Source organism: Acidocella aquatica (genome assembly GCF_030160635.1).
Classification (GTDB): Bacteria; Pseudomonadota; Alphaproteobacteria; order Acetobacterales; family Acetobacteraceae; genus Acidocella; species Acidocella aquatica.
In genome coordinates this window covers 51,546-71,654 of record NZ_BSOS01000041.1, presented here as the reverse complement: position 1 = coordinate 71,654, position 20,109 = coordinate 51,546, and the positions used below count along the sequence as shown (strand labels likewise).

General features: G+C 61.7%; 18 protein-coding genes. 9 read left to right on the top strand and 9 right to left on the bottom strand.

What is annotated here, in order from left to right; all coding sequences use genetic code 11:
* Positions 1 to 129 precede the first annotated feature (129 nt).
* Positions 130 to 2,928 carry a LuxR C-terminal-related transcriptional regulator gene (locus QQJ84_RS07860; RefSeq protein ID WP_284257578.1) on the bottom strand — a complete coding sequence of 933 codons (2,799 nt, stop codon included), beginning with the start codon at positions 2,926 to 2,928 and terminating at the stop codon, positions 130 to 132.
* Positions 2,929 to 3,178: 250 nt separating this feature from the next.
* Between QQJ84_RS07860 and QQJ84_RS07855 the strand changes: the two genes are divergently transcribed.
* On the top strand, positions 3,179 to 3,973 hold the full coding sequence (locus QQJ84_RS07855) for an enoyl-CoA hydratase-related protein (RefSeq protein ID WP_284257577.1): 795 nt from the start codon (positions 3,179 to 3,181) through the stop codon (positions 3,971 to 3,973).
* A 72-nt stretch (positions 3,974 to 4,045) separates the two neighbouring features.
* Positions 4,046 to 4,849: an enoyl-CoA hydratase/isomerase family protein gene (locus tag QQJ84_RS07850; protein WP_284257576.1), complete on the top strand. Its 804-nt coding sequence runs from the start codon at positions 4,046 to 4,048 to the stop codon at positions 4,847 to 4,849.
* Positions 4,850 to 4,948: 99 nt separating this feature from the next.
* Here the strand turns inward: QQJ84_RS07850 and QQJ84_RS07845 are convergent, their stop codons facing one another.
* The 8 genes from QQJ84_RS07845 to QQJ84_RS07810 all read right to left on the bottom strand — a co-directional run bounded on the left by QQJ84_RS07845 (position 4,949) and on the right by QQJ84_RS07810 (position 12,238).
* Positions 4,949 to 5,749: an enoyl-CoA hydratase/isomerase family protein gene (locus QQJ84_RS07845; RefSeq protein ID WP_284257575.1), complete on the bottom strand. Its 801-nt coding sequence runs from the start codon at positions 5,747 to 5,749 to the stop codon at positions 4,949 to 4,951.
* A gap of 74 nt (positions 5,750 to 5,823) precedes the next feature.
* Positions 5,824 to 6,930, bottom strand: a complete 1,107-nt coding sequence (locus tag QQJ84_RS07840) for an NAD(P)-dependent alcohol dehydrogenase (protein ID WP_284257574.1) — start codon at positions 6,928 to 6,930, stop codon at positions 5,824 to 5,826.
* 42 nt (positions 6,931 to 6,972) lie between these two features.
* Complete coding sequence (locus QQJ84_RS07835; protein WP_284257573.1) at positions 6,973 to 7,398, bottom strand: PaaI family thioesterase; 426 nt, start codon at positions 7,396 to 7,398, stop codon at positions 6,973 to 6,975.
* On the bottom strand, positions 7,398 to 8,957 hold the full coding sequence (locus tag QQJ84_RS07830) for a long-chain-fatty-acid--CoA ligase (protein ID WP_284257572.1): 1,560 nt from the start codon (positions 8,955 to 8,957) through the stop codon (positions 7,398 to 7,400). Before QQJ84_RS07830 ends, QQJ84_RS07835 begins: the two co-directional genes overlap by 1 nt.
* A 3-nt stretch (positions 8,958 to 8,960) precedes the next feature.
* On the bottom strand, positions 8,961 to 9,452 hold the full coding sequence (locus QQJ84_RS07825) for a hypothetical protein (RefSeq protein ID WP_284257571.1): 492 nt from the start codon (positions 9,450 to 9,452) through the stop codon (positions 8,961 to 8,963).
* Complete coding sequence (locus QQJ84_RS07820) at positions 9,449 to 10,198, bottom strand: hypothetical protein (RefSeq protein WP_284257570.1); 750 nt, start codon at positions 10,196 to 10,198, stop codon at positions 9,449 to 9,451. Before QQJ84_RS07820 ends, QQJ84_RS07825 begins: the two co-directional genes overlap by 4 nt.
* Before the next feature lie 115 nt (positions 10,199 to 10,313).
* On the bottom strand, positions 10,314 to 11,024 hold the full coding sequence (locus QQJ84_RS07815) for a hypothetical protein (protein ID WP_284257569.1): 711 nt from the start codon (positions 11,022 to 11,024) through the stop codon (positions 10,314 to 10,316).
* A 98-nt stretch (positions 11,025 to 11,122) separates the two neighbouring features.
* Complete coding sequence (locus QQJ84_RS07810) at positions 11,123 to 12,238, bottom strand: alkane 1-monooxygenase (RefSeq protein WP_284257568.1); 1,116 nt, start codon at positions 12,236 to 12,238, stop codon at positions 11,123 to 11,125.
* Positions 12,239 to 12,594: 356 nt separating this feature from the next.
* Between QQJ84_RS07810 and QQJ84_RS07805 the strand changes: the two genes are divergently transcribed.
* The 7 genes from QQJ84_RS07805 (at position 12,595) to QQJ84_RS07775 (ending at position 20,087) form a co-directional block, all read left to right on the top strand.
* On the top strand, positions 12,595 to 14,016 hold the full coding sequence (locus QQJ84_RS07805; protein ID WP_284257567.1) for a coniferyl aldehyde dehydrogenase: 1,422 nt from the start codon (positions 12,595 to 12,597) through the stop codon (positions 14,014 to 14,016).
* A 9-nt stretch (positions 14,017 to 14,025) separates the two neighbouring features.
* Complete coding sequence (locus tag QQJ84_RS07800) at positions 14,026 to 15,087, top strand: 2Fe-2S iron-sulfur cluster binding domain-containing protein (protein WP_284257566.1); 1,062 nt, start codon at positions 14,026 to 14,028, stop codon at positions 15,085 to 15,087.
* A gap of 18 nt (positions 15,088 to 15,105) precedes the next feature.
* Entirely contained in the window at positions 15,106 to 15,789 is a 684-nt protein-coding gene (locus QQJ84_RS07795; RefSeq protein WP_284257565.1) for a TetR/AcrR family transcriptional regulator, read from the top strand.
* Between the two features lie 148 nt (positions 15,790 to 15,937).
* The gene (locus QQJ84_RS07790) at positions 15,938 to 16,114 is read left to right on the top strand and encodes a hypothetical protein (protein ID WP_284257564.1); all 177 of its coding nucleotides are present in this window, start codon (positions 15,938 to 15,940) and stop codon (positions 16,112 to 16,114) included.
* Positions 16,115 to 16,134: 20 nt separating this feature from the next.
* The gene (gorA, locus tag QQJ84_RS07785) at positions 16,135 to 17,502 is read left to right on the top strand and encodes a glutathione-disulfide reductase (RefSeq protein ID WP_284257563.1); all 1,368 of its coding nucleotides are present in this window, start codon (positions 16,135 to 16,137) and stop codon (positions 17,500 to 17,502) included.
* Between the two features lie 54 nt (positions 17,503 to 17,556).
* Entirely contained in the window at positions 17,557 to 18,948 is a 1,392-nt protein-coding gene (locus QQJ84_RS07780) for a class II 3-deoxy-7-phosphoheptulonate synthase (protein ID WP_284257562.1), read from the top strand.
* Positions 18,945 to 20,087 (top strand): beta/alpha barrel domain-containing protein, encoded by a 1,143-nt coding sequence (locus tag QQJ84_RS07775; RefSeq protein ID WP_284257561.1) that lies wholly within the window; start codon positions 18,945 to 18,947, stop codon positions 20,085 to 20,087. Before QQJ84_RS07780 ends, QQJ84_RS07775 begins: the two co-directional genes overlap by 4 nt.
* Positions 20,088 to 20,109 lie beyond the last annotated feature (22 nt).

The following is a 20,109-nucleotide window of genomic DNA, read 5'->3' as shown; positions in this document are numbered from 1 at the left end:
ATTATTTTAGTTCCACAGGCACATTTTGCGGTTTGGACACCCGCTGTTCTGTATCCTGAGCTTTTTTAATCCAGGGCCGGTTCTCGTTGCCCAACCTAAAGGTTTGGTTTCCAGGTCTTTCCCCGGATTTTAATGTACCAGCAGTTTCAGCGACCGGGCCTTCGCCAGCGCCGCCGCACGGTTCTTCACGCCCAGCTTGGCGTAAAGATTATAGAGGTGCCATTTCACCGTCTGCACCGAAACCCGCAGTTGGTCGGCAATCTGCTGGTTGCTGGGCCCAGCCTCCAGAATAATCAACATCTCGATTTCACGGCGCGTCAGCGCCTCGGAATCGCAAACCTGCGCGCCGGAAGCCATCGGCGACTGCCCTACAACGGATTCTGTTTTCTCGCAGACGATCTGGAAGAAACTGATCTGCTCACTCAACGTCAGTGCCAGATCCTTCAGCCGCGCCACCTGCAACACATCCTTGAACGTCTTTTTATGTTGCAGGAACGGCTGCACGAGCCCGCGCGAGGCCGCCAGGGTAACGGCCCTGGAGATTGACCGCACAGCCAGCGAGGGATCATTGGCAAGCATGTGCAGCCGGGCAGCGGTCAGGTGCAGTTCCACCACCTCGCGCCGGCGATCCAGCGCCGTCACCTGGCGCAGCACCTGCTCGGCCAGCTTCTGCGCTATTTTTACCCGCCCCTGCGCGGCCAGCAAATCAATCTTCGCCAGCGAGATCGCCAGCGCCTCGCTCGGCTGCCATTGCTCCTGCGCCATATCGCCATCGATATCCGCCTGCGCCGCCAGCTCCGCCGCGCGCCCGGTATCACCCAGCAGGCACAAACGGCGCACCATCGCCGCCACAAACATCCGGCGCAGCCGCGGCGGCCCATCACTGGCAATGGCGTCAAGCGCCGCAAAGCCCAGCGGCCCGGTCTCCTCGCCGTCCCACAACAACACCGCCGCCTCCAGCCCATGGCGCGTGGTGTCGACAAAGCCATGGTTCGTCCCATGCGCCAGCGACAACCGCAAAATCTGCCGCGCTTCATCCGGGCGGCCAAGGTCACAAATCGCCCGCGCCTTCAGGCTGGCCAGCATCGCCACCATCCGTGTCTCCGGGCCGATCAGGTCAACGGCGCTTTTATGCGCCGCCACCAAAATCTGTTCCGCCGCCAGCGGGTTGCCCTGCTCCAGGTCCAGCAACGCCTTCGTCGTCGCCATCCAGGCGTGGCTGTGCTCGCCATGGATATGGCTCACCGCCCCCTGCGCCATCTGAATATAGCGGCGCATTTCAGGATATGTCTGCGCCGGCAGCATGCTGGTGGCGGCCGCCAGCGCGGCAGTCACGGTATAAATCGGCGAGCGCACCTGCTCGGCCTGCAGCCACTCCACAGCACCGCGCCGCGCCGCCTCCATATCATCGTTCACCACGCAGAGCATCACGCGCAACAGCGCCAGCCGCCGGGTCAACTCGCGCACGCCCGGCTCATTGCCCGGCATCGCATTCAACCGCTTTTCCAAGTTCAACGCGCGTTGCTGCGCGCGCACGCAGCGGCGGCTAAAGGCCAGCGCCCAGGCGTACCAGAATTCCGACTCAACCCCAATCTCAATCCCCAGTTCCGACGCACGCCCGACCCAGCCCAGATACGTTACGAGATCACCACGGTCGGAGACGATATTGCGCGCATGCGCATCCATGATCTCGCGCGCCAGCTCATGCGCCGGCGCCGCCAATGCGTAATTGGCCGCATCCTCGGCATGGCCGTTCTCGTGGCACCAGCGCGCGGCACGCTCCAGCAACAATTTGCGCCGGCCAGCCTGCACTTTCTTCGCCGCCTCGCCCAGCAAAAAGTCGCGGAACAGCGCATGGAAGCGGAACCACGTATGGTGCCGGTCCAGCGCCAAAATCAGCGCATTGCGATGCACCAGATACTCGATATATTCCGCCGCCCGCGCGTGCCCGGTCGCGGCAACCGCCAACTCTGCTGAAAATGTCTGTAAATAACTTAAATCAAGCAGAAAATTCACCAGATCCGCGTCAAACCCGGCAAGCAGCCGCTTGTTCAGCATCGCCGCCAGGTCAGCGTCAGACCCGGTGAACCGGCGCAACGCGCGCTCCGAATCCGGCTCCTCGGACATCACCGCCTGGATCAGCCGCACCGCCGCCGGCCACCCCTCGGTTTTGTCCAGAATCAGCTCCACAGTCTCCGGGCGCGGCTGCGCCAAGCCTGCCTCGCTCAACAAATCAGAGACCGCCCCGGCATCGAAGCTCAGATCCCTCGCCCCCAGATCAACAGCATTCAACTCCAGCCGCGCGCGGCCCTTATCGAAGGGAATCTCTGCACTGCTCGCCAGCACCAGCCGCAGCTTCGCCCCCGTGGTGAACACCAGCGTGTCAATGATTTTCGCCAACCCAGGATCGGAGCAGAAATGCAGATTATCCAAAAACAGAATCGGATTACCCAGCGCGACAAATTTCTTGATAACAATATCCAGCCTATTCACCGCTTCATGCTCATGTTCGGGCAACAGTTCGGCGGCTTCCTCCGGCGCGCACAAATCCGCCGCCCTCTCCAGCAGGCCCAGCACATTCTCCGCATCGTTGTCACAAGGGTCGAGCGACACCCAGATACACAGCCGCTGCCGCTCGCTCCACTCACGGTGCAGCCGGGTTAAAAACGTCGTCTTGCCATAGCCCGTGGGGGCCGAGACCGTCATCAGCTTGGGCACGAACGGGCAGGTGATATGCTCCACGATGCGCGGCGTGGAGACCAGCGCGAAGCCATAAAACGGCGGCTCGAACTTGCCGACGCGCCGCTGGCGGAACCCCGCGCCGTTATCGGCTTCAGCATCGTTCAAAGCCTTGCCCCGCGGCGCCGGACGCGACATCGCCCGGCGCTCAACCCCAACCATATCAGTACGCCGGATTAAAGTGTTCATGTCTCGGTTCCCTCAAACAAGCTGGCCGGTGTTCTTATTGCCGCACCTGATCCGCGGAAAGAATGGCATATTTCCCCCCTCAACCTCCATACTAAAGTATGGGTTTTTGGGTTTGCCCTCCAAAATGCCGAACTTTCGTTCAGTGCAAGCCCGCGCCACTCAAGGGAGGAAGCATCTCCACGGCGCTGTCCAGGGTTCGTGGGGCCGGATCCAGCAGGAACGTCAATATTATAGCCCCCAGGAATATGCCATGTCATCCAACTATAAAGATATCATATACGAAGTCCGCGACGATGCGGTGCAGATCATCATCAACCGCCCCGAGGTGATGAACGCCTTCCGCCTGCAGACACTCGAAGAAATGATCGACGCCCTGAAGCGCGCCGATGAAGAGAAATCCGTCAACGCCGTCGTCCTCTCCGGCGCCGGCGACCGCGCCTTCTGCACTGGCGGCGACCAGAAGGTCCACCTCTCCGAGGACGGCCTCTACGGCCCCCGCGGCACCGTCGGAATGCCGGTTGAAGACATGCACAGCGCCCTGCGCGACCTGCGCAAGGTCTCCATCGCCAAGGTGCAGGGTTTCGCCATCGGCGGCGGCAACGTGTTCGCCACCATCTGCGACCTCACCATCGCCTCCGAGAAGGCCCAGTTCGGCCAGGTCGGCCCCAAAGTCGGCTCCGTCGATCCCGGCTTCGGCACGGCCTATCTCTCCCGCCTGGTCGGCGAGAAAAAAGCCCGCGAAATCTGGTTCCTCTGCCGCCGCTACCCGGCCGCCGAGGCGCTGCAGATGGGCCTGATCAACAAGGTCGTGCCGCATGAGGAACTCGACGCCGAAGTCGCCAGTTGGTGCGCCGACATCAACCAGATGAGCCCCGGCGCCATCGCCATCGCCAAGCGCTCCTTCAACGCCGACTCTGAGAACATCCGCGGCATCGGCTTCCTCGGCATCCAGGCCGTCAAAGGCTTCTACATGAGCGAGGAATCCAAGGAAGGCGTGCGCGCCTTCAACGAACGCCGCAAACCCGACTTCAAGAAATATTCCTGAACCCAGCGGGGTTGAATTATCACGCGATTCAACCCCAAACTTATAATCGCAATCAATAAACTCAGGAGGACCATGTTGGATTTCAGCGGCCTTACGGCATTCGAGTGCAAATTGGATGATGGACTCTTCCAAATCACCCTCAACCGCCCTGAGCAGGGCAATACCTTCAACATTGAGTTCTGCAAGGAGCTCGACATCATCGTCAGCGAAATCAGTGAACGCCGCGATGTACGCGCCGTTCTCATGTCCTCGAAAGGCCGCTTCTTCAGCCTGGGTGGCGACATCACCCTGATGTCGGGTGACCGCGCTGCGCTGCCCTCCATCGTGAAGACCCTCACCAGCCCGCTGCACATGGCCATCACCCGCCTGATGATGATGAACGCCCCTGTCGTCTGCGCCGTCAACGGCCGCGGCGCATTTGGCGGCGCCGCCGCCCTCACCGCCTCGGCTGACATTGTCATCGCCGGCCACGAGGCCAAATTCGGCTCCGCCTTCACCGGCATCGGCTTCAGCTGCGACTCCGGCTCTACCGTCGCCCTCTCGCACCGCATGGGCATCTCCCGCGCCAAACGTTTTTTGCTCCTGGGCGAAACCCTGGATGCGCAACAAGCGCTCGCCGAAGGCCTGGCCGACAAAGTCGTGCAGGAAGAAGACCTGCAAAGCGAAGCCATCGCCATCGCCCGCAAGCTCGCTTGCGGCCCAACCAACGCTTTTGGTGAAATCAAGCGCCTGTTCGCACATGTGAGCAGCCGCAGCGCCGCCAGCCAGATGGAAGAAGAAGCGCAAGCACTCGCCCGTGTCGCCCGCACCGAAGACGCATGGGAAGGCATGACCTCCTTCCTGCAAAAACGCCCGGCGAAGTTTACCGGAAACTAGAGTGCGATCGTTTGAGGTTCGCTCAACCGAGCGAGCCAAAAGCGTGAATCGCCCTCAGAAAAACGGTTAGAGCCTGATCGCACTTAAAGCGATCAGGCTCTAACTGTCGGTGTACTCCGGTGGCCGGCGCTCCCTGAACGCCGCCACCGCCTCATGGTGGTCGCCGGTTTCCAGCAACAACACCTGCTGCCGATCCTCCAACGTCAGCGCCGCCTCAAGGCTCGGCGCATCCACAGTCAAATTCAACGTCTCCTTGGTCATGCGCAGCCCCATAGGTGAGGCCAGCAACATCTCGCGCGCCATCGCCATCCCGGCTTCCAGCAGATCAGCCTCCGGCACCACATCGCTCACCAGCCCGCTCGCCAAACTGCGCGCCGCGTCAATGAACTTTCCGGTCAGCACCAATTCCGAGGCCAGCGACAGCCCAACCAGCCGGGGCAAAAAATAGCCTGAGCCCATATCACACCCGCCCACGCCCACACGCAAATACGCCGCATTCATTTTTGCAGCCGGCCCGGCAATACGCACATCCGCAGCCAGCGCCAGCGAAAACCCCGCCCCACACGCCGCGCCCTGCACCAAGGCAATAATCGGTTGCGGCGCCGCGCGCATCAATTTGGGAATCCCCGAATACAACCGCTGCATCGCCATCTGCCGCTGCGCCCGCCCGGCGCCCGGCGGCGCAAACGCCACTGATGATAAATCAGCCCCGGCGCAAAATGCCCTGCCCTCGCCGCGCAACACCACCACCCGCACCTCCAGGCGCTGCGGCAGAGCGGCAAAATATTCCGTCAACTCCTCCGCCATTTCCGGCGAAACCGCATTCAGCGCCTCCGGCCGGTTAAGCGTAAGAATTTCGATTCCGCCCCGCGTCTCGGCAGTTATGCAGTTGTAACCCATCTCAGAAAATCCCCGCGGAGAGGCCGCACGCCTCATGGCCAAGCATCATCGCCCTCCCCGCGCCAAAATTCACATCAGAACGTCAACACCGCTTTCACGCACAAGCCGCGCTTCTGCTCATCCACCGCCTTGTTGATCTCGGCGAAAGGATAGGCCGTGATCAATTTGTCGATCGGAAAACGCCCCGCTTTATACAATTCCACAAGCTGCGGAATGAACTCTTCGGGATTGCTGTCGCCCTCGATCACCGCTTTAATCGTCAGGCCGCTACTCAGCGCCGCCAACACGTTCAGCGGCAGCGCCGCCGCCGGGTTGGAGGGCACCCCGATCAACGCCAGCGTGCCGCGCATACCAAGACACCCCAGCGCCGCCTCCATCGCCACAATCGCGCCCGACGTATCCACCGCGTAATTCACGCCTTCCGATACAATCGCCCGCGCCCGCGCCACCACATCCTCGGCTTTCGGATCAATCACATGCGTCGCGCCCAGTTCCAGCCCCAGCGCGCGCCGTTCCGCCATCGGTTCCACCAGAATAATCGTCTTGCAGCCCTGCACCACCGCGCCCATCACCGCGCTCAATCCCACCGGCCCCCCGCCGAACACAATAATGCCCGACCCGGCCTCGGCGGCCAGCGAACGCATGACCGCACCAGCACCCGTCTGAAACCCGCAGCCCAACGGCCCCAGAAACGTCAACGGCACATCATCAGCCACCTTGATCACATTGCGCTCATTGCCCAGCGCATAGCTGGCAAAAGACGATTGCCCAAAAAAGCACCCGCTAATCTCAGAGCCCGTGCCGCAAGCGCAAAGCGTGTGAGACCCATCACCACGCACCGGCGCATAATTCAGCGGCATGAAGTTGACGCAATACGAAGGCGCCCCCTTCAAACACTGCACACATTTGCCGCAGAAATTAAAGGTCATGACCACACGGTCGCCCTTTTTCAGCTTCGTCACCTTGGCGCCAACCGCCTCGACAATCCCAGCCCCTTCATGGCCCAGCACGCCCGGCAGCGGAATGGGCAGCACACCCTCCGCCACAACAATATCCGTATGGCATAGCCCCACGGCATCAATCTTGACCAGAACCTCATCCTCGCGCGGCGCGTCAAGCTCAACTTCCTCCACGCAAAACATCTGCGACGGGCTACGTGTCACGGCTGCGGTAATATGCATTTTTATTTCCTCCTGATGATCGTTCCAACAACAATGCCCGCCTCACCTGGCGCGCGATTTCTTCCATATCCCCTCGGCGGTTGAAAGCAGCCGCCCGCCACTCACACAACGCCCGCGCATGAACAACAACGACGCAGTCTGGCTCACAATACGCGGCGCAACCTCGATGAAAGCCCCCGCCGTGGCCCCACCAATAAAATGCGCGCCAAGCTGAATCGTCACCAACCGCTTTTCCGAACTTGCCTCCGCAGCGGAAATCCCCAGCGCATGGTCAAAAAACGCCAGCGTCATTCCCCCATGCAATTGCCCGTCGCGGTTGAGGTGCTGCGGCCCCGCCTCAAGGCCAAAATGCAACAGCCCATCTTCGCGTCTGGTCCACACCTGGCCGATAAGTGCCACGAAACCGCCCTCGGCATCGCGCGCCCAGCCGGCCGCCGCCGGATCAAACACAACCACCCCCTTGGACATCAGGCAACAGACCGCTGCATTCCAGCCCAATACGGAGCCCGAATGTCCTTCTTCGAAACCTTGCCCGTGCCGGTCAACGGAAACGCGTCCACAAAGTCGATGCTCTTGGGTACTTTATATCCCGCCAGATTTTTCCTGCAAAAATTCAACAGCTCATCATGGCTCACGGTCATATCCACATGCAACACCACAACCGCCTTCACCGCCTCGCCCCAGCGCGGGTCCGGCACGCCGATCACCGCCACCGAGGCCACGGCCGGATGCAGTGAAAGAACATTCTCAACCTCGGCACAATAGATATTCTCACCGCCACTGACGATCAGATCCTTCAACCGGTCATAAATATAAAACAACCCCTCGGCATCGCGGTACGCGACATCGCCCGAGGCATACCAACCATCCTTGAAGCGCTGGTCCGTCTCCTCCGGCCGGTTCCAATACCCCGCCGAGGCCGAAGGCGCGCAAATCAGCAATTCACCAGGTGTACCATCGGGAACATCATTGCCCTGCTCATCGACCACCCGCATACGGATCAACGGCAACGGCCGGCCGCAGGATTTCAGCGTCTGCTCGACTTCCAGATTATGCTCATCCGGCCGCAACAACGAAACCGGCCCGCTGGTCTCCGTCTGTCCATAAAACTGCATGAACTGGCATGGCATGATGCTCAGCGCGCGCTTGAGCAGCCCAAGCGAAATCGGCGACCCCGCATACATCAACAACTTCAGCGAACTGAAATCTGTCCCGGCGGCATCGGGATGGTCGATCAAAAGCTGGATCATCGTCGGTGTCAACACCAGCAGCGTGGGGCGCGACCGCGCAATCCCGATCAGAAATTCCTGTGGATGAAACTGCTTCTGAATGCACAAAGCCACACCATTGTAGAGGCATTGCAGCGAAAGCGCGACGCCTAGCAGATGAAAATTCGGCAGTGCGTATAAAAACATATCGCCTTCCCGCCAATCAAACGCGCGCTCCAAATGTTCCGAGAGCCGCGAATGATTGAAACTGGCATGGGTATGCACAACCCCTTTCGGTACGCCGGTGGTGCCCGAGGTATAGAGCTGAATCACGGCATCGTCCTCACGCAGATGCAGCCGCGGCAGCACCGCTGTATGTCCGCCACTCCAGACGCAAAGCCGCCGCGTGTCGCCAATCACGCAATAGCCCGCGGTAATCCCCGCCGCCGCGCGCACCTCGCGCCAGACCGGCTCAAACTCCTCTTCTATAATCGCAAACACCGGCGCCGCATCCGCTGCAACCTGCACCAGTTCCGATGCGGCCAGCCGCCAATTCAGCGGAACAAAACATCCCCCCGATCGCGCCGTGCCAAACAACGCCAGAAAAAAATCCGCCGAGTTTTTGCCAAAAAATACAACACGATCCCCTGGTTTCACCCCCTCCGCCAGCAGCGCATTTGCCGCCCGCGCAGATTCCACCTCAAGTGCCGCATAATCGTAACGCTGCTCGCCATAGACAAGCGCCAACTTCCGTGGCGCGCGGCGCGCATGATACGTCACCAGGTCAGCGAGAAAGTGAATTTCAGGATACACCCACATCTATCAGACTTCCCTTGAGCCCGGCCGGAAAGCCTGGCGTGCAATCATTACAAAAGCCACGATGGCGACAACAACAAACACCAGCGCCGGCAACAACCCCAGCACCGCGATCATGCTCGCCGGCCCAAACCGGTTGGCGCCAAACGTCAGCGCCTGGTTCGGGCTGAGCAGCGATGCCCAATAAAACAACGTATTCGCCCAGCCCGTGCCAATCAGCATCAGGCCTAAATTCCCGCTCGTTTTCAACGAAAACCCCAACACCGGCAACATCAGCGCGACCACGATCATCAAAATCGCATTGAGCATCCCGCCCAGATGCGCCGCCGTCCACCCAGGTACAGAGCCGAACAGCGCAATCGGAATAATCTTGCCCGGCAACACCTCAATCCCGCCAACGGCGCTAACCAGCAAGCCCACACCAGCCACAAAACCAATCAGCATGATCAACGCCGCATGTCCCATCAGCCGGCGCTGCACAAAATTCATCGTGTTCATGCGGCCACCTTTCCGCTCGCGCCATAGCGCGCGCCGCCAGCTTCCCGCTGCTTCAACCGGTACGACGCCTCAACCGCCATGTACCATCCCATCGTGATCATCCAGACAAAGAAGGTCGTAAAGCCAATCCAAAACGTGATCGCCCCATTCCACGCCACCGGCCCGGAGGTATAAAACGGCATCGCCGTAATGGGGATGAAACTCAACCCAGTCAGAATCGCCCACCAGCTTACCCAGGCCGGAAACACCTTGCGCGCGCCTTTATCAAGCAATCCGACAATCCCAGCCAAAATGGCCTGCACCGTGGTGCCCATATAGGTGATATTAAACAAAATAAATGTGCAGTCATTCAGGGTCCGCAGCGTATTCGGGTCGATATCGGTGCGATAAGCCGCCGCCGCCCATAGCGCCGGACAAAAAACAACAACCCATGTGGTCAAAATGCCTCCAATGAGCGCCGAAATCGTCAAGATCGGGTTCGCCCCCTCAATCCTCCACATCACAAGCGCCATCTGCGCGCTCCAGGTGCCATATAAAATCCCGACGAACGCCCCCATGGATTCACCAAACAAGATCGAGCCATGATACTGAATATAAAACGCGGCGAGCGCGGCCGGGCTCAGCGCAGGGGAGGCAGGGGGAATGTTATGGCCAAAATATCCCCAGAATATTCCGTATAAAACAGCGAACGCAACACCGCTGAACCCGGCGGCCCACTGCCATTTCAAGCTGGCTTTATCTGTCATCTTCCACACCCTCCGTATTTTCTGGCCCCGATTACGGCTGACGGCCCGTGAAAGCATTATCCCACGGGCCGCCCCAGAAAAACTAACTTTAGTTAAAAGAAAATCAAAGCCAGCCTCACGCCGCCGCCTTCAGCTTGCGCCACACATCGGCACTCATGCACCAGCTCATGGTCACGATCCACGCAAAATACGTCCCAAACCACGCCCAGAAATTCATTGTCCCATTCCACGACCAAGGCCCTGACTTAAAGAACGGATCCAGCGTGATGGGAATGAAGCTGATTCCAGCCAAAATCGCCACCCAGCTCACCCAGCGCGGAAATAGCGGATGCTCGCTCCTGTCCGCGAGGCCAACAACCCCCGCCGCCACAGCCTGCAAGGTCGTGCCCATATAAGTGATGTTGAACATCAGATATCCCAGATCATTCAGCGCACGCAGCGAATTCGGGTCGATATCCGTGCGGTATGCGCATGTCACCCAGATCGAGGGGCAGAACACCACGACCCACGCCGTGAGAATCCCACCGATCAACTGAATCCACGTCAGCACCGGGCTCTTGCCCTCAATGCGCAACATCACCACGGTGAGCTGCGCCGTCCACGGCACCCACAAAATCCCAAAAAATGCCGCCATGGTCTGGCCAAACAAAATCGCACTGCCATTGGCATGATAAAACGCGGCCAGATCATCGGCACTCAACGCCGCCGAAACAGGCGGCAGATTATGCCCATAATAACCAAAAAAAATCGTGTAGAAAAACACAAAACCTATGCCACTGGCCGACGCAACCCACTGCCATTTCAGGCTTGTCCGGTCTGACATCATCTGAAATCCCCTCGTGTTTTATTATGAATATTTTATTATGAGTCGCGCAAATCGATCCGCAGAGACCGCCCTGCGGATCATCGCGTCAAACCGTCGCGCTAAGCAGGCTGCGCCTGCCCCGCGGCAACCGTGGCGTCATCGAACCAATCCGGCCAGCCCACCGCCAGATTCTGCGCCCGCGCCAGCTTACGCTCCTCCGCCGTGGCAAACTCCAAATCCCAGCGCTTGAGCGCCGGCTTGACGATCATGCCGGTCCACACAGGCGGGATCAACGCCGCCAGAAAGCAGATGAACACGTTGGGCATCCGTATCGCCGTCATATCCGGGGTCAGCTTGTAATACGGCAGGTAGGAATCGAGGTGATGATCGGCATGGTTGGTAATTTCCCAGCCCATCCGGCGCGTCAGCCAGCCCATGTGGTTCCACACATGCCGCTTGGCAATCGGCGCGCCTTCAACGCGCACCAGCCCATAATGCTGGAAGTAGTTGAAGCATTCCGCCCAGCAACGCGCAATCATCATGGCCGCGAGCGCAACCAGCACGGCATCAATCCCACCGATCAAATACACAACCGTTTGGAAAATCACCTGCGCCAATATCGCCTTGTACAGCCGGTGCCCAATCGACCAGCGTCCCTTGCCGCGCTTCTCCAGCGCATCGCTCTCCACCTTCCAGGCGGCCAGCGAGCTTTCAATCACCGCAGGCAGGGTAAAGGCATAAAGGCTGACGCCACGGCGCGCGGTATCGCTATCCTTGCCCGTCGCCACATCAATATGGTGGCCGATGACATGCGCGATCTCGCGCGTGCAATCAAGATAACAAACCTGCGCGTAACGCCCCACAAACCGCTGCAGCACGCCGCGCTGGTGATAGAGTTCATGCGCCGAGGGCACCAGCGGCACCACCGAAAGCCAGGCAAGGCTGAAGATTGAACCGGCGATCTGCAGGCCATCCAGCGTTCCCTGCCCGACGCGCCATGCGGCGGCCAAATACAACGCCGGCGCGAGCAGCGTGCAAATCCACACCGGCACATTCGCCCAGAAATGGCTGTTCATTTTCCGCGCCGCCATATCGTTCGGCAAAACCGCATCCACCACGGCAAACACCGGAAAACTGGCGATGCCCATAAACACCCAGTCACCACCAAGATAAAACCCATAGGCGGTCAGCAACTGCACAACGACCGCAACGTAATAACTGGCATATTCCAGCATGGACTCATGACTCCCTAAAGCATTTCCAAAAATTCAGCCCGCATGGTGAGCGCATCCGCCAAAACCTCAACGCAACCCATCCAGCAAAAGCCGAACGCCCATCTATTTTTATCGTCTTGTGGTCGACAATATTAGTTCGCAGGTAAATCCGCAAGCTAAAAATCCCCCGCCGGGTTATTTTTCTGCTATTCCCCGCCCGGCCCTTGCAACCCGCCCGCGCTCGCTTCTATTATGTCGACCAACAGTCGAACAATATCCGTTTCGTCGATGAATTCTAACGCGTCACCAGCCTAAAGTTTGGCTCGCGCCGCAGCGTTCCCGGCTCAATTGCGGTCAACCAAAAGGAGGACAACCATATGAAAACCGCCCCCGAAATCGCCCGCATGCACGCCCTGCTGCAAACCCAGAAGCAGGCCAGCCTCGCGCATGGCATCCTCTCCGCCGATGAGCGCATCGGCTGGCTAAACCGGCTGATTGCCATGCTGGCCGACAACAAGGACGAAATCGCCGACACCATCACCCGTGATTTCGGCAGCCGCACCCGCGAACTCACCCTGTTGGCCGATGTCCTGGGCAGCATCAACGAACTTAAATTCGCCCGCGACAATCTGGCCAAATGGATGCAGCCGGAAGCCCATGCCGGCATGTTCCCCGATGCCCAGGCCCGCGTCGAATACGTTCCCCTTGGCGTGGTCGGCATGCTCAGCCCCTGGAACTTCCCGGTCAACCTCACCTTCGCCCCGCTGGCCGGCATCGTCGCCGCGGGCAACCGTTGCATCATCAAACCATCCGAGCTCACCCCCGCCACCTCCGCGCTCATCGCCCGGCTCATCGGCGCCGCCTTCAACGAGAGCGAAATCGCCGTCGTGCTCGGCGGGCCGGATGTCGCGGCGGAATTCTCCACCCTGGCGTTTGACCATCTGCTCTACACCGGCAGCACCTCGGTCGGCCGCCATGTCATGCGCGCCGCCGCCGCCAACCTCGTCCCGGTCACGCTGGAACTCGGCGGCAAATCCCCGGTCATCGTCTCGCAATGCGCCTCGGTCGAAGACGCCGCCGCCCGCATCATGACCATCAAGACCCTCAACGCCGGGCAGATCTGCCTCGCACCCGACTATGTCTTCATCCCCGAACATTCGCTGGAGCGCTTCATCACCGCCGCCACCACGGCCGTCGGCAACATGTTCCCTACTTTGGCGAACAACCCCGGCTACACCGCCATCATCAACGAGCGCCACCACGCCCGCCTGCAATCCTACCTCTCCGACGCCAGGGAGCGCGGCGCGCGCATCGTCGAAATCAACCCGGCGAACGAAGATTTCACCGCGCAAAACGTCCACCGCCTGCCGCCCACCCTGGTCGTCCAGCCGCCGGAGGATTCCAGGATCATGCAGGAGGAAATTTTCGGCCCCCTGCTGCCCGTGCTCACCTACCGCCATGTCGGCGAAGCGATCGACTTTGTGAACAAGCGCGACCGCCCCCTGGCGCTCTACTACTTTGGCCAGGACCCCGCCGAGGAACACCAGGTTCTCAGCAACACCATCTCCGGCGGCGTGACCGTAAACGACTGCATGACCCACGCCTTCTCCGAGACAATGCCCTTCGGCGGCGTCGGTGCTTCGGGCATGGGCGCCTATCACGGCCAGGCCGGTTTCCGCACCTTCTCCCACGCCCGCGCGATCTACCGCCAGGGCAAGGCCATCGAGGCCGAATACGCCCTGCGCCCGCCCTACGGCGAGCCGATGCAGCAATACCTCGCCGCCATGATAACGCGATAAGGCCCGTCAATGTCTGGTTTTTTCAAAAAGCTGTTCTCCGGTTCAGCGCCCCATGTTGCCCATGTTAACCCCTGGGGCGCCGAATTCCCGGTCAGCTCAAGCCAGACATTGCTGGAGGCCGCGCTCGCGCAAAACATCCCCTTCCCCCACAACTGCACAGTCGGCACCTGCGGCTCCTGCAAGTGCCGGCTAACCGAGGGCAAGGTCTCCGCCATCACCGATTTCGGCTACACCCTTTCGCGCGAGGAACTCGCCGCCGGCTACATCCTCGCCTGTCAGGCACGGCTGAAATCCCCCATCACCGTGAAGGTCGAAACCGCGGGCGACAATCTGCCCGAGCCTGAAACCTACACCGGCCAGATTACCCGCCAAGAGCCCCTCACGCATGACATCCTCGCCCTCACCGTCGAGATCGACCGCGCCATGCCCTATGTCGCCGGGCAATATGCCAGCCTCAACCTGCCGGCCCTGGCCGGGCGCTCCTATTCCTTCGCCACCGCGCCCGAGCGGGGCGGCCGGCGCGAGCTCACCTTCTACATCCGCAAGGTCCCCGGCGGCGCCTTCACCGATAAACTCTTCACCGGCGCGCTGCAAAACACCACGTTTGAGCTCACCGGCCCGCACGGCCATTTCTTCCTGCGCGGCGGCGAAGGCCCGATCATCTGCATGGCCGGCGGCAGCGGCCTCGCCCCCCTGCTCAGCCTGCTGCACGACGCCCGCAAAAACCGCCTGCGCCGCCGCTGCGTCCTGCTGTTCGGCGCCCGCACCCAGGCCGACCTCTATGCGCTCGACCAGATCGAGGAGATCAAGAACACCTGGCAGGACGAATTCACCTTCCTCCCCGTGCTGAGCGACGAACCCGCCGATAGCGGCTGGACCGGCAGGCGCGGCTTCTTCACCGGCATGCTGCCCGAATTCATTCCCGCGGCTCAAGCCACCGCCACACAAGCATACATGTGCGGCCCCCCACCGATGATCGACGCCGCCGTCACCGCCCTCACCGCTCTTGGCTTACCGCTGGAAGCCATCCATTATGATAAATTCACCGATTCCAGCCACGCCGCCAAATAAGGGAGCACGCACAACCCTATGACTACCGACGGCCTGCCCCTGGAGCTGCAAACCCTTCCCGCCCCGCCCAAGCGCGGGCGCGGACGGCCCTCGCACGCCGTGCCCTCGGAACTCTACGCCACCCGCCGCGAGGAAATTCTCCAGGCCGCGCGTAACGTGTTCGTGCAAAAAGGCTACGCCAACGCCTCGCTGGACGACGTGGCGCGTGAAACCGGCCTGAGCAAACCCTCGCTGTATTACTACTTCCCCTCCAAGGCGCATCTGTTCTTCGAGCTTGCCTCCCAACGCGCCGACGAACAGCTCATCCTCCTCGCCAAAATCGCCGAGGAGCCGGACCCCTATGAATGCCTGGTGCAGCTGATGCGCCATCAGGTAACCCAGGTCACCGGCGAGATGGATTTCTACCGCTATTTCTTCGACCACCAGCCAACCCTCGAAGATAAACAGCTCCGCGCCGCGCTGGCCAAAAAACTCGCGGTCTACTCTGGCTATTTCTATAAAAGCATCCGCCGCGCGATCATCGCCGGCATCCTGCCGCCGATCGATGAATTCGTCGCCACCCAGGCCATCTTCGGCGCCACCTTCTGGATCTACAAATGGTTCGACGCCTCGCGCTTCAATGCCGATGACGTGCTCAACCAATTGCTGCAGATGATCGGCGTCACCCCCGCCGCCAAAGCCCGGCAGTTACCCAAAACCTAAACCTCCACGGCGCCGCGCACGCGTGACAACCGCTTTTGCCGGAAAATTCGTATTTAGGACTTGAGCCAGACCCGGTGATAATAGAGAACAGGCGCAGACCCGCCCGGGTGCCCAAGCCCTGGCCCAAGCTTGGAGACCAAACCGGACGATGGCAATTCGTGGACATGTGGGCAGCATGGAGGGCAGTTATGTCACCGGCTGGGTTGCCTCCTTCGTAAAAGGCGCCACCCCCAACCGCTTTTTCCCAATAGCGAAATCCTTGCGCCACACCGCCTCCATTCTCATTACCCCGGCCAAAGCCGCCGCCGCGCGGCGCGGCGCCTAATTTCAGTTCAGGAGTACAGCGTGGATTTTGACCTTTTCGTGATCGGCGGCGGCTCGGCCGGCGTGCGCTGCGCGCGCATTGCCGCGGGGCATGGCGCGCGCACCGGCGTTGCCGAATCCCGCTTCTGGGGCGGCACCTGCGTCAACATCGGCTGCGTGCCGAAAAAATTCCTGGTCATGGCGGCGGAATACGGCGCCCTGGCGCAAGACGCGCGCGGCTTCGGCTGGGACACGCCCAAAGGCAAGCATGACTGGTCCGCCCTGCTCGCCGCCAAGGACACTGAGATCACCCGCCTCAACGGCATCTACAAGCGCCTGCTTGACCAGGCCGGTGCCACTATCTTCGAGGCCAAAGCCAGCTTTATCGACTCCCATACGCTCGATGTCGGCGGCCGGCGGATCACGGCCGAAAAAATCGTCATCGCCACCGGCGGCCACCCCACCAGCCTGCCCATCCCCGGCGCGGAGCTGGCCATCGTCTCCGATGACGCCTTCTACCTCCCCGCCATGCCAAAGCGCGTCGCCATCCTCGGCAGCGGCTACATCGCTGTGGAATTCGCGGGTGTGTTCGCCGGGCTGGGCGCGCAAACCCACCTCATCTACCGCCAGCCCCTGCCCCTGCGCGGGTTCGATGCCGACATCCGCTCCGGCCTCGCCGAGGAGCTGGCGCAAAACGGCGTCACCCTCCACCCCGGCACCACGCCGCATTCCATCCGCGCGGTGAACGGCGCCAAACACATCACCCTCTCCGATGGCAGCGCGCTGGAGGTGGACCTCGTCTTTTTCGCCACCGGCCGCGCGCCCAACGTCTCCGGCCTCAACCTCGCCGCCGCGGGCGTCAAAACCACTCCCTCCGGCGCCATCCATATTGACGAAAACCTCACCACCTCCACCCCCAACATCTACGCCATCGGCGATGTGACCGACCGCCTGAACCTCACCCCCGTCGCCACCGCCGAGGGCCACGCCCTGGCCGACACGCTCTTTGGCAACAATCCCCGCAGCATCAGCCTGGAGAATGTCCCCACGGCGGTCTTCTCCATCCCGCCGGTCGCCACGGTCGGCCTCACCGAAGAGCAAGCCGCCGCGCGCGGCGAGACCAAAATCTTCCTCACCCGCTTCACCCCCATGCGCCACGCCCTCTCGCGCCGCCCGCGCAAAACCATCATGAAACTGCTGGCCGACGCCGCCACCGATAAAATCATCGGCGCGCATATGCTGGGCGAAGACGCGCCGGAGATCATGCAGGGCATCGCCATCGCCATCACCGCCGGGGCGACCAAGGCCGACTTCGACCGCACCATCGGCATCCACCCCACCGCGGCGGAAGAATTCGTCACCCTGCGTAGTCAGACCAGGGTTGTCGGAGCAAAGACGCCCCCCAAGTAGCCAGCGCGCCCAAATCGCGCGATAATACCCCCAAACGAGGACTCTGGAGACCCCATGGACACGATCACCCCAGCCCATCTCACCCCCGGCTGGACCCCCGCGAGCTGGCGCAACTGCCCCATCCGTCAGGTGCCGAGCTACCCCGACGAAGCCAAGCTGGCGGCGATGGAAGCGCGGCTGACCCGTTTTCCGCCGCTGGTGTTCGCGGGCGAGGCCCGCCGCCTGAAGGCGCAGCTCGGCCAGGCCGCCTCCGGCCAGGCCTTCGTGCTCCAGGGCGGCGACTGCGCCGAGAGTTTTGGCGACTTCACCGCCAACATCATCCGCGACACCTTCCGCGTCCTGCTGCAAATGGCCGTGGTGCTCACCTTTGGCGGCGCGATGCCGGTGGTCAAACTCGGCCGCATGGCCGGCCAGTTCGCCAAGCCCCGCTCGTCGGACACCGAGACGATCGACGGCATCTCCCTCCCCTCCTACCGTGGCGACATCGTCAACGGCCCAGAATTCTCCGCCCAGGCGCGCATCCCCGATCCCACGCGCATGGAATTCGGCTATTTCCAGTCCGCCGGCACACTCAACCTGCTGCGCGCCTTCGCCTCCGGCGGCTATGCCGACCTGCACGAAGTCCACCGCTGGAACCTTGATTTCGTCGAAAAATCGCCCCTGGCCGCGCGCTACCGCGACCTCTCAGCGCGCATCGATGAGACCCTGGCCTTCATGGGTGCCTGCGGCCTCACCAGCATCTCCGCGCCGCAAATCCGTGAGACCGATTTCTACACCAGCCACGAATCCCTCCTGCTCCCCTACGAGCAGGCCCTCACCCGCCTGGATTCCACCTCCGGCGAATACTATGCCTGCTCGGCGCATTACCTGTGGATCGGCGACCGCACCCGCCAACTGGACGGCGCGCATGTCGAATTCATGCGCGGCATCCGCAACCCGATCGGCATGAAGGTCGGCCCCAGCATGGAAATCGACGACCTGCTGCGCCTGATGGACCGGCTGGACCCCAACAACGAACCCGGCCGCCTCTCCCTCATTGCCCGCATGGGCGCCGATAAGGTGGACGAAAAGCTCCCCGCCCTGCTGCGCGCGGTCAAGGCCGCCGGGCGCACCCCGGTCTGGATGTGCGACCCCATGCACGGCAACACCATCAACACCGCGCAAAAACTCAAAACCCGGCGCTATGAGGCCATCGTCTCCGAGCTGAAGAGCTTCTTCGCCGCCCATGCCGCTGAAGGCACCATCGCCGGCGGCGCGCATATGGAAATGACCGGGCAGGATGTCACCGAATGCACCGGCGGCGCGCGTGGCCTCTCTGAGGCCGATCTCGGCAACCGCTATGAGACCTCCTGCGACCCCCGTCTCAACGCCGAACAGGCGCTGGAACTCGCCTTCTTCCTCGCCGAGGAGCTGAAAACCCGCCGGGCCAAGCGCCCAAGCGCATGAGCCTCTCCCCGCTCAACGAGGCGGAGATCACCGCGCGCACGGATGCCTATTTCAACCGCACGCGCGCGGTCGTCGCCCGCTTCGGGGACAAGCGCGTCACCTACGCGGTGTTCCTCCGCCGCCCGGTGGTGTGCGCCCCGGCGCTCATGGTGGACTGGTTGAACGCCGTCGCCGCCGCGCGCGGCGAAACCTTTGAAATCGAGCTGATGCACAAGGAGGGCGAATGGGTCGGCGCGGGCGAGCCGCTGGTCTACATCACCGGCAGCATGCAGGCCCTCACTGATCTCGAAACCCTGATCCTGCAAAAAATCGGCGCCGCCTGTGTCGCTGCCCACAATGCCTTCCAGATGTGCGTCGCCTTGCCCAAAACCACCTTCCTGGCGATGGATGCACGGCACTGCGCCGGGGCCGAGATGCAGGAGATCATGGCCTACGCCGCCGCTGTCGGCTCGCGCGCCGCCAAGGCCGAGGGCGCCAAAGGCTTCATCGGCAACGCCAACGATTGGACAGCGCATTATTTCGGCGCCCCCACCGGCTACGGCACCATGCCGCACGCCCTCATCGGCTATGCCGGCTCCACCCTGCGGGCCGCGGAAATGTTCGCCGAGACCTTCCCCGATGAAGACCTTACCGTATTAGTTGACTATTTTGGCCACGAGATCACCGACGCGCTGACCGTCTGCCGCCATTTCTCCGAAATGGCCCATGCCGGGCGCATGGCCGTCCGGCTGGACACCCACGGCGGCCGGTTTCTCGAAGGGCTCGACCCGCAGGAGAGCTACGCCGTGCTCGAGCGCCACGCCCCTGGCGCCCTGCGCCGCTACCGCAGCCAAAGCGAACTGCGCTACCTCATCGGCACCGGCGTCTCCGCCGCCGCCATCTGGAAAATGCGTGAATCCCTCAACAATGCCGGGTTTGAGCGCGTCCGCATCGTCGCCAGCTCCGGCTTCGGCGTCGAGAAATGCAGCGTCATGGCCGACGCCCACACCCCGATTGACATGGTGGGCACCGGCAGCTTCATCCCCGAAATCTGGTCCGAGACCTACGCCACCGCCGACATCATCTCCTACGATGGCGAACCAATGGTCAAAATCGGCCGCGAATTCCTCCTGCGCTCGGTGAAACGTGACCTCGGCTAACCGCCCCACCCCGCCAAAAAAC

Excerpts from the sequence above, each read along its gene's own strand:
- QQJ84_RS07860 (WP_284257578.1), bottom strand. The coding sequence starts at position 2,928 with ATGAACACTTTAATCCGGCGTACTGATATGGTTGGGGTTGAGCGCCGG.
- QQJ84_RS07855 (WP_284257577.1), top strand. The coding sequence starts at position 3,179 with ATGTCATCCAACTATAAAGATATCATATACGAAGTCCGCGACGATGCG.
- QQJ84_RS07850 (WP_284257576.1), top strand. The coding sequence starts at position 4,046 with ATGTTGGATTTCAGCGGCCTTACGGCATTCGAGTGCAAATTGGATGAT.
- QQJ84_RS07845 (WP_284257575.1), bottom strand. The coding sequence starts at position 5,749 with ATGGGTTACAACTGCATAACTGCCGAGACGCGGGGCGGAATCGAAATT.
- QQJ84_RS07840 (WP_284257574.1), bottom strand. The coding sequence starts at position 6,930 with ATGCATATTACCGCAGCCGTGACACGTAGCCCGTCGCAGATGTTTTGC.
- QQJ84_RS07835 (WP_284257573.1), bottom strand. The coding sequence starts at position 7,398 with ATGTCCAAGGGGGTGGTTGTGTTTGATCCGGCGGCGGCCGGCTGGGCG.
- QQJ84_RS07830 (WP_284257572.1), bottom strand. The coding sequence starts at position 8,957 with ATGTGGGTGTATCCTGAAATTCACTTTCTCGCTGACCTGGTGACGTAT.
- QQJ84_RS07825 (WP_284257571.1), bottom strand. The coding sequence starts at position 9,452 with ATGAACACGATGAATTTTGTGCAGCGCCGGCTGATGGGACATGCGGCG.
- QQJ84_RS07820 (WP_284257570.1), bottom strand. The coding sequence starts at position 10,198 with ATGACAGATAAAGCCAGCTTGAAATGGCAGTGGGCCGCCGGGTTCAGC.
- QQJ84_RS07815 (WP_284257569.1), bottom strand. The coding sequence starts at position 11,024 with ATGATGTCAGACCGGACAAGCCTGAAATGGCAGTGGGTTGCGTCGGCC.
- QQJ84_RS07810 (WP_284257568.1), bottom strand. The coding sequence starts at position 12,238 with ATGCTGGAATATGCCAGTTATTACGTTGCGGTCGTTGTGCAGTTGCTG.
- QQJ84_RS07805 (WP_284257567.1), top strand. The coding sequence starts at position 12,595 with ATGAAAACCGCCCCCGAAATCGCCCGCATGCACGCCCTGCTGCAAACC.
- QQJ84_RS07800 (WP_284257566.1), top strand. The coding sequence starts at position 14,026 with ATGTCTGGTTTTTTCAAAAAGCTGTTCTCCGGTTCAGCGCCCCATGTT.
- QQJ84_RS07795 (WP_284257565.1), top strand. The coding sequence starts at position 15,106 with ATGACTACCGACGGCCTGCCCCTGGAGCTGCAAACCCTTCCCGCCCCG.
- QQJ84_RS07790 (WP_284257564.1), top strand. The coding sequence starts at position 15,938 with ATGGCAATTCGTGGACATGTGGGCAGCATGGAGGGCAGTTATGTCACC.
- QQJ84_RS07780 (WP_284257562.1), top strand. The coding sequence starts at position 17,557 with ATGGACACGATCACCCCAGCCCATCTCACCCCCGGCTGGACCCCCGCG.
- QQJ84_RS07775 (WP_284257561.1), top strand. The coding sequence starts at position 18,945 with ATGAGCCTCTCCCCGCTCAACGAGGCGGAGATCACCGCGCGCACGGAT.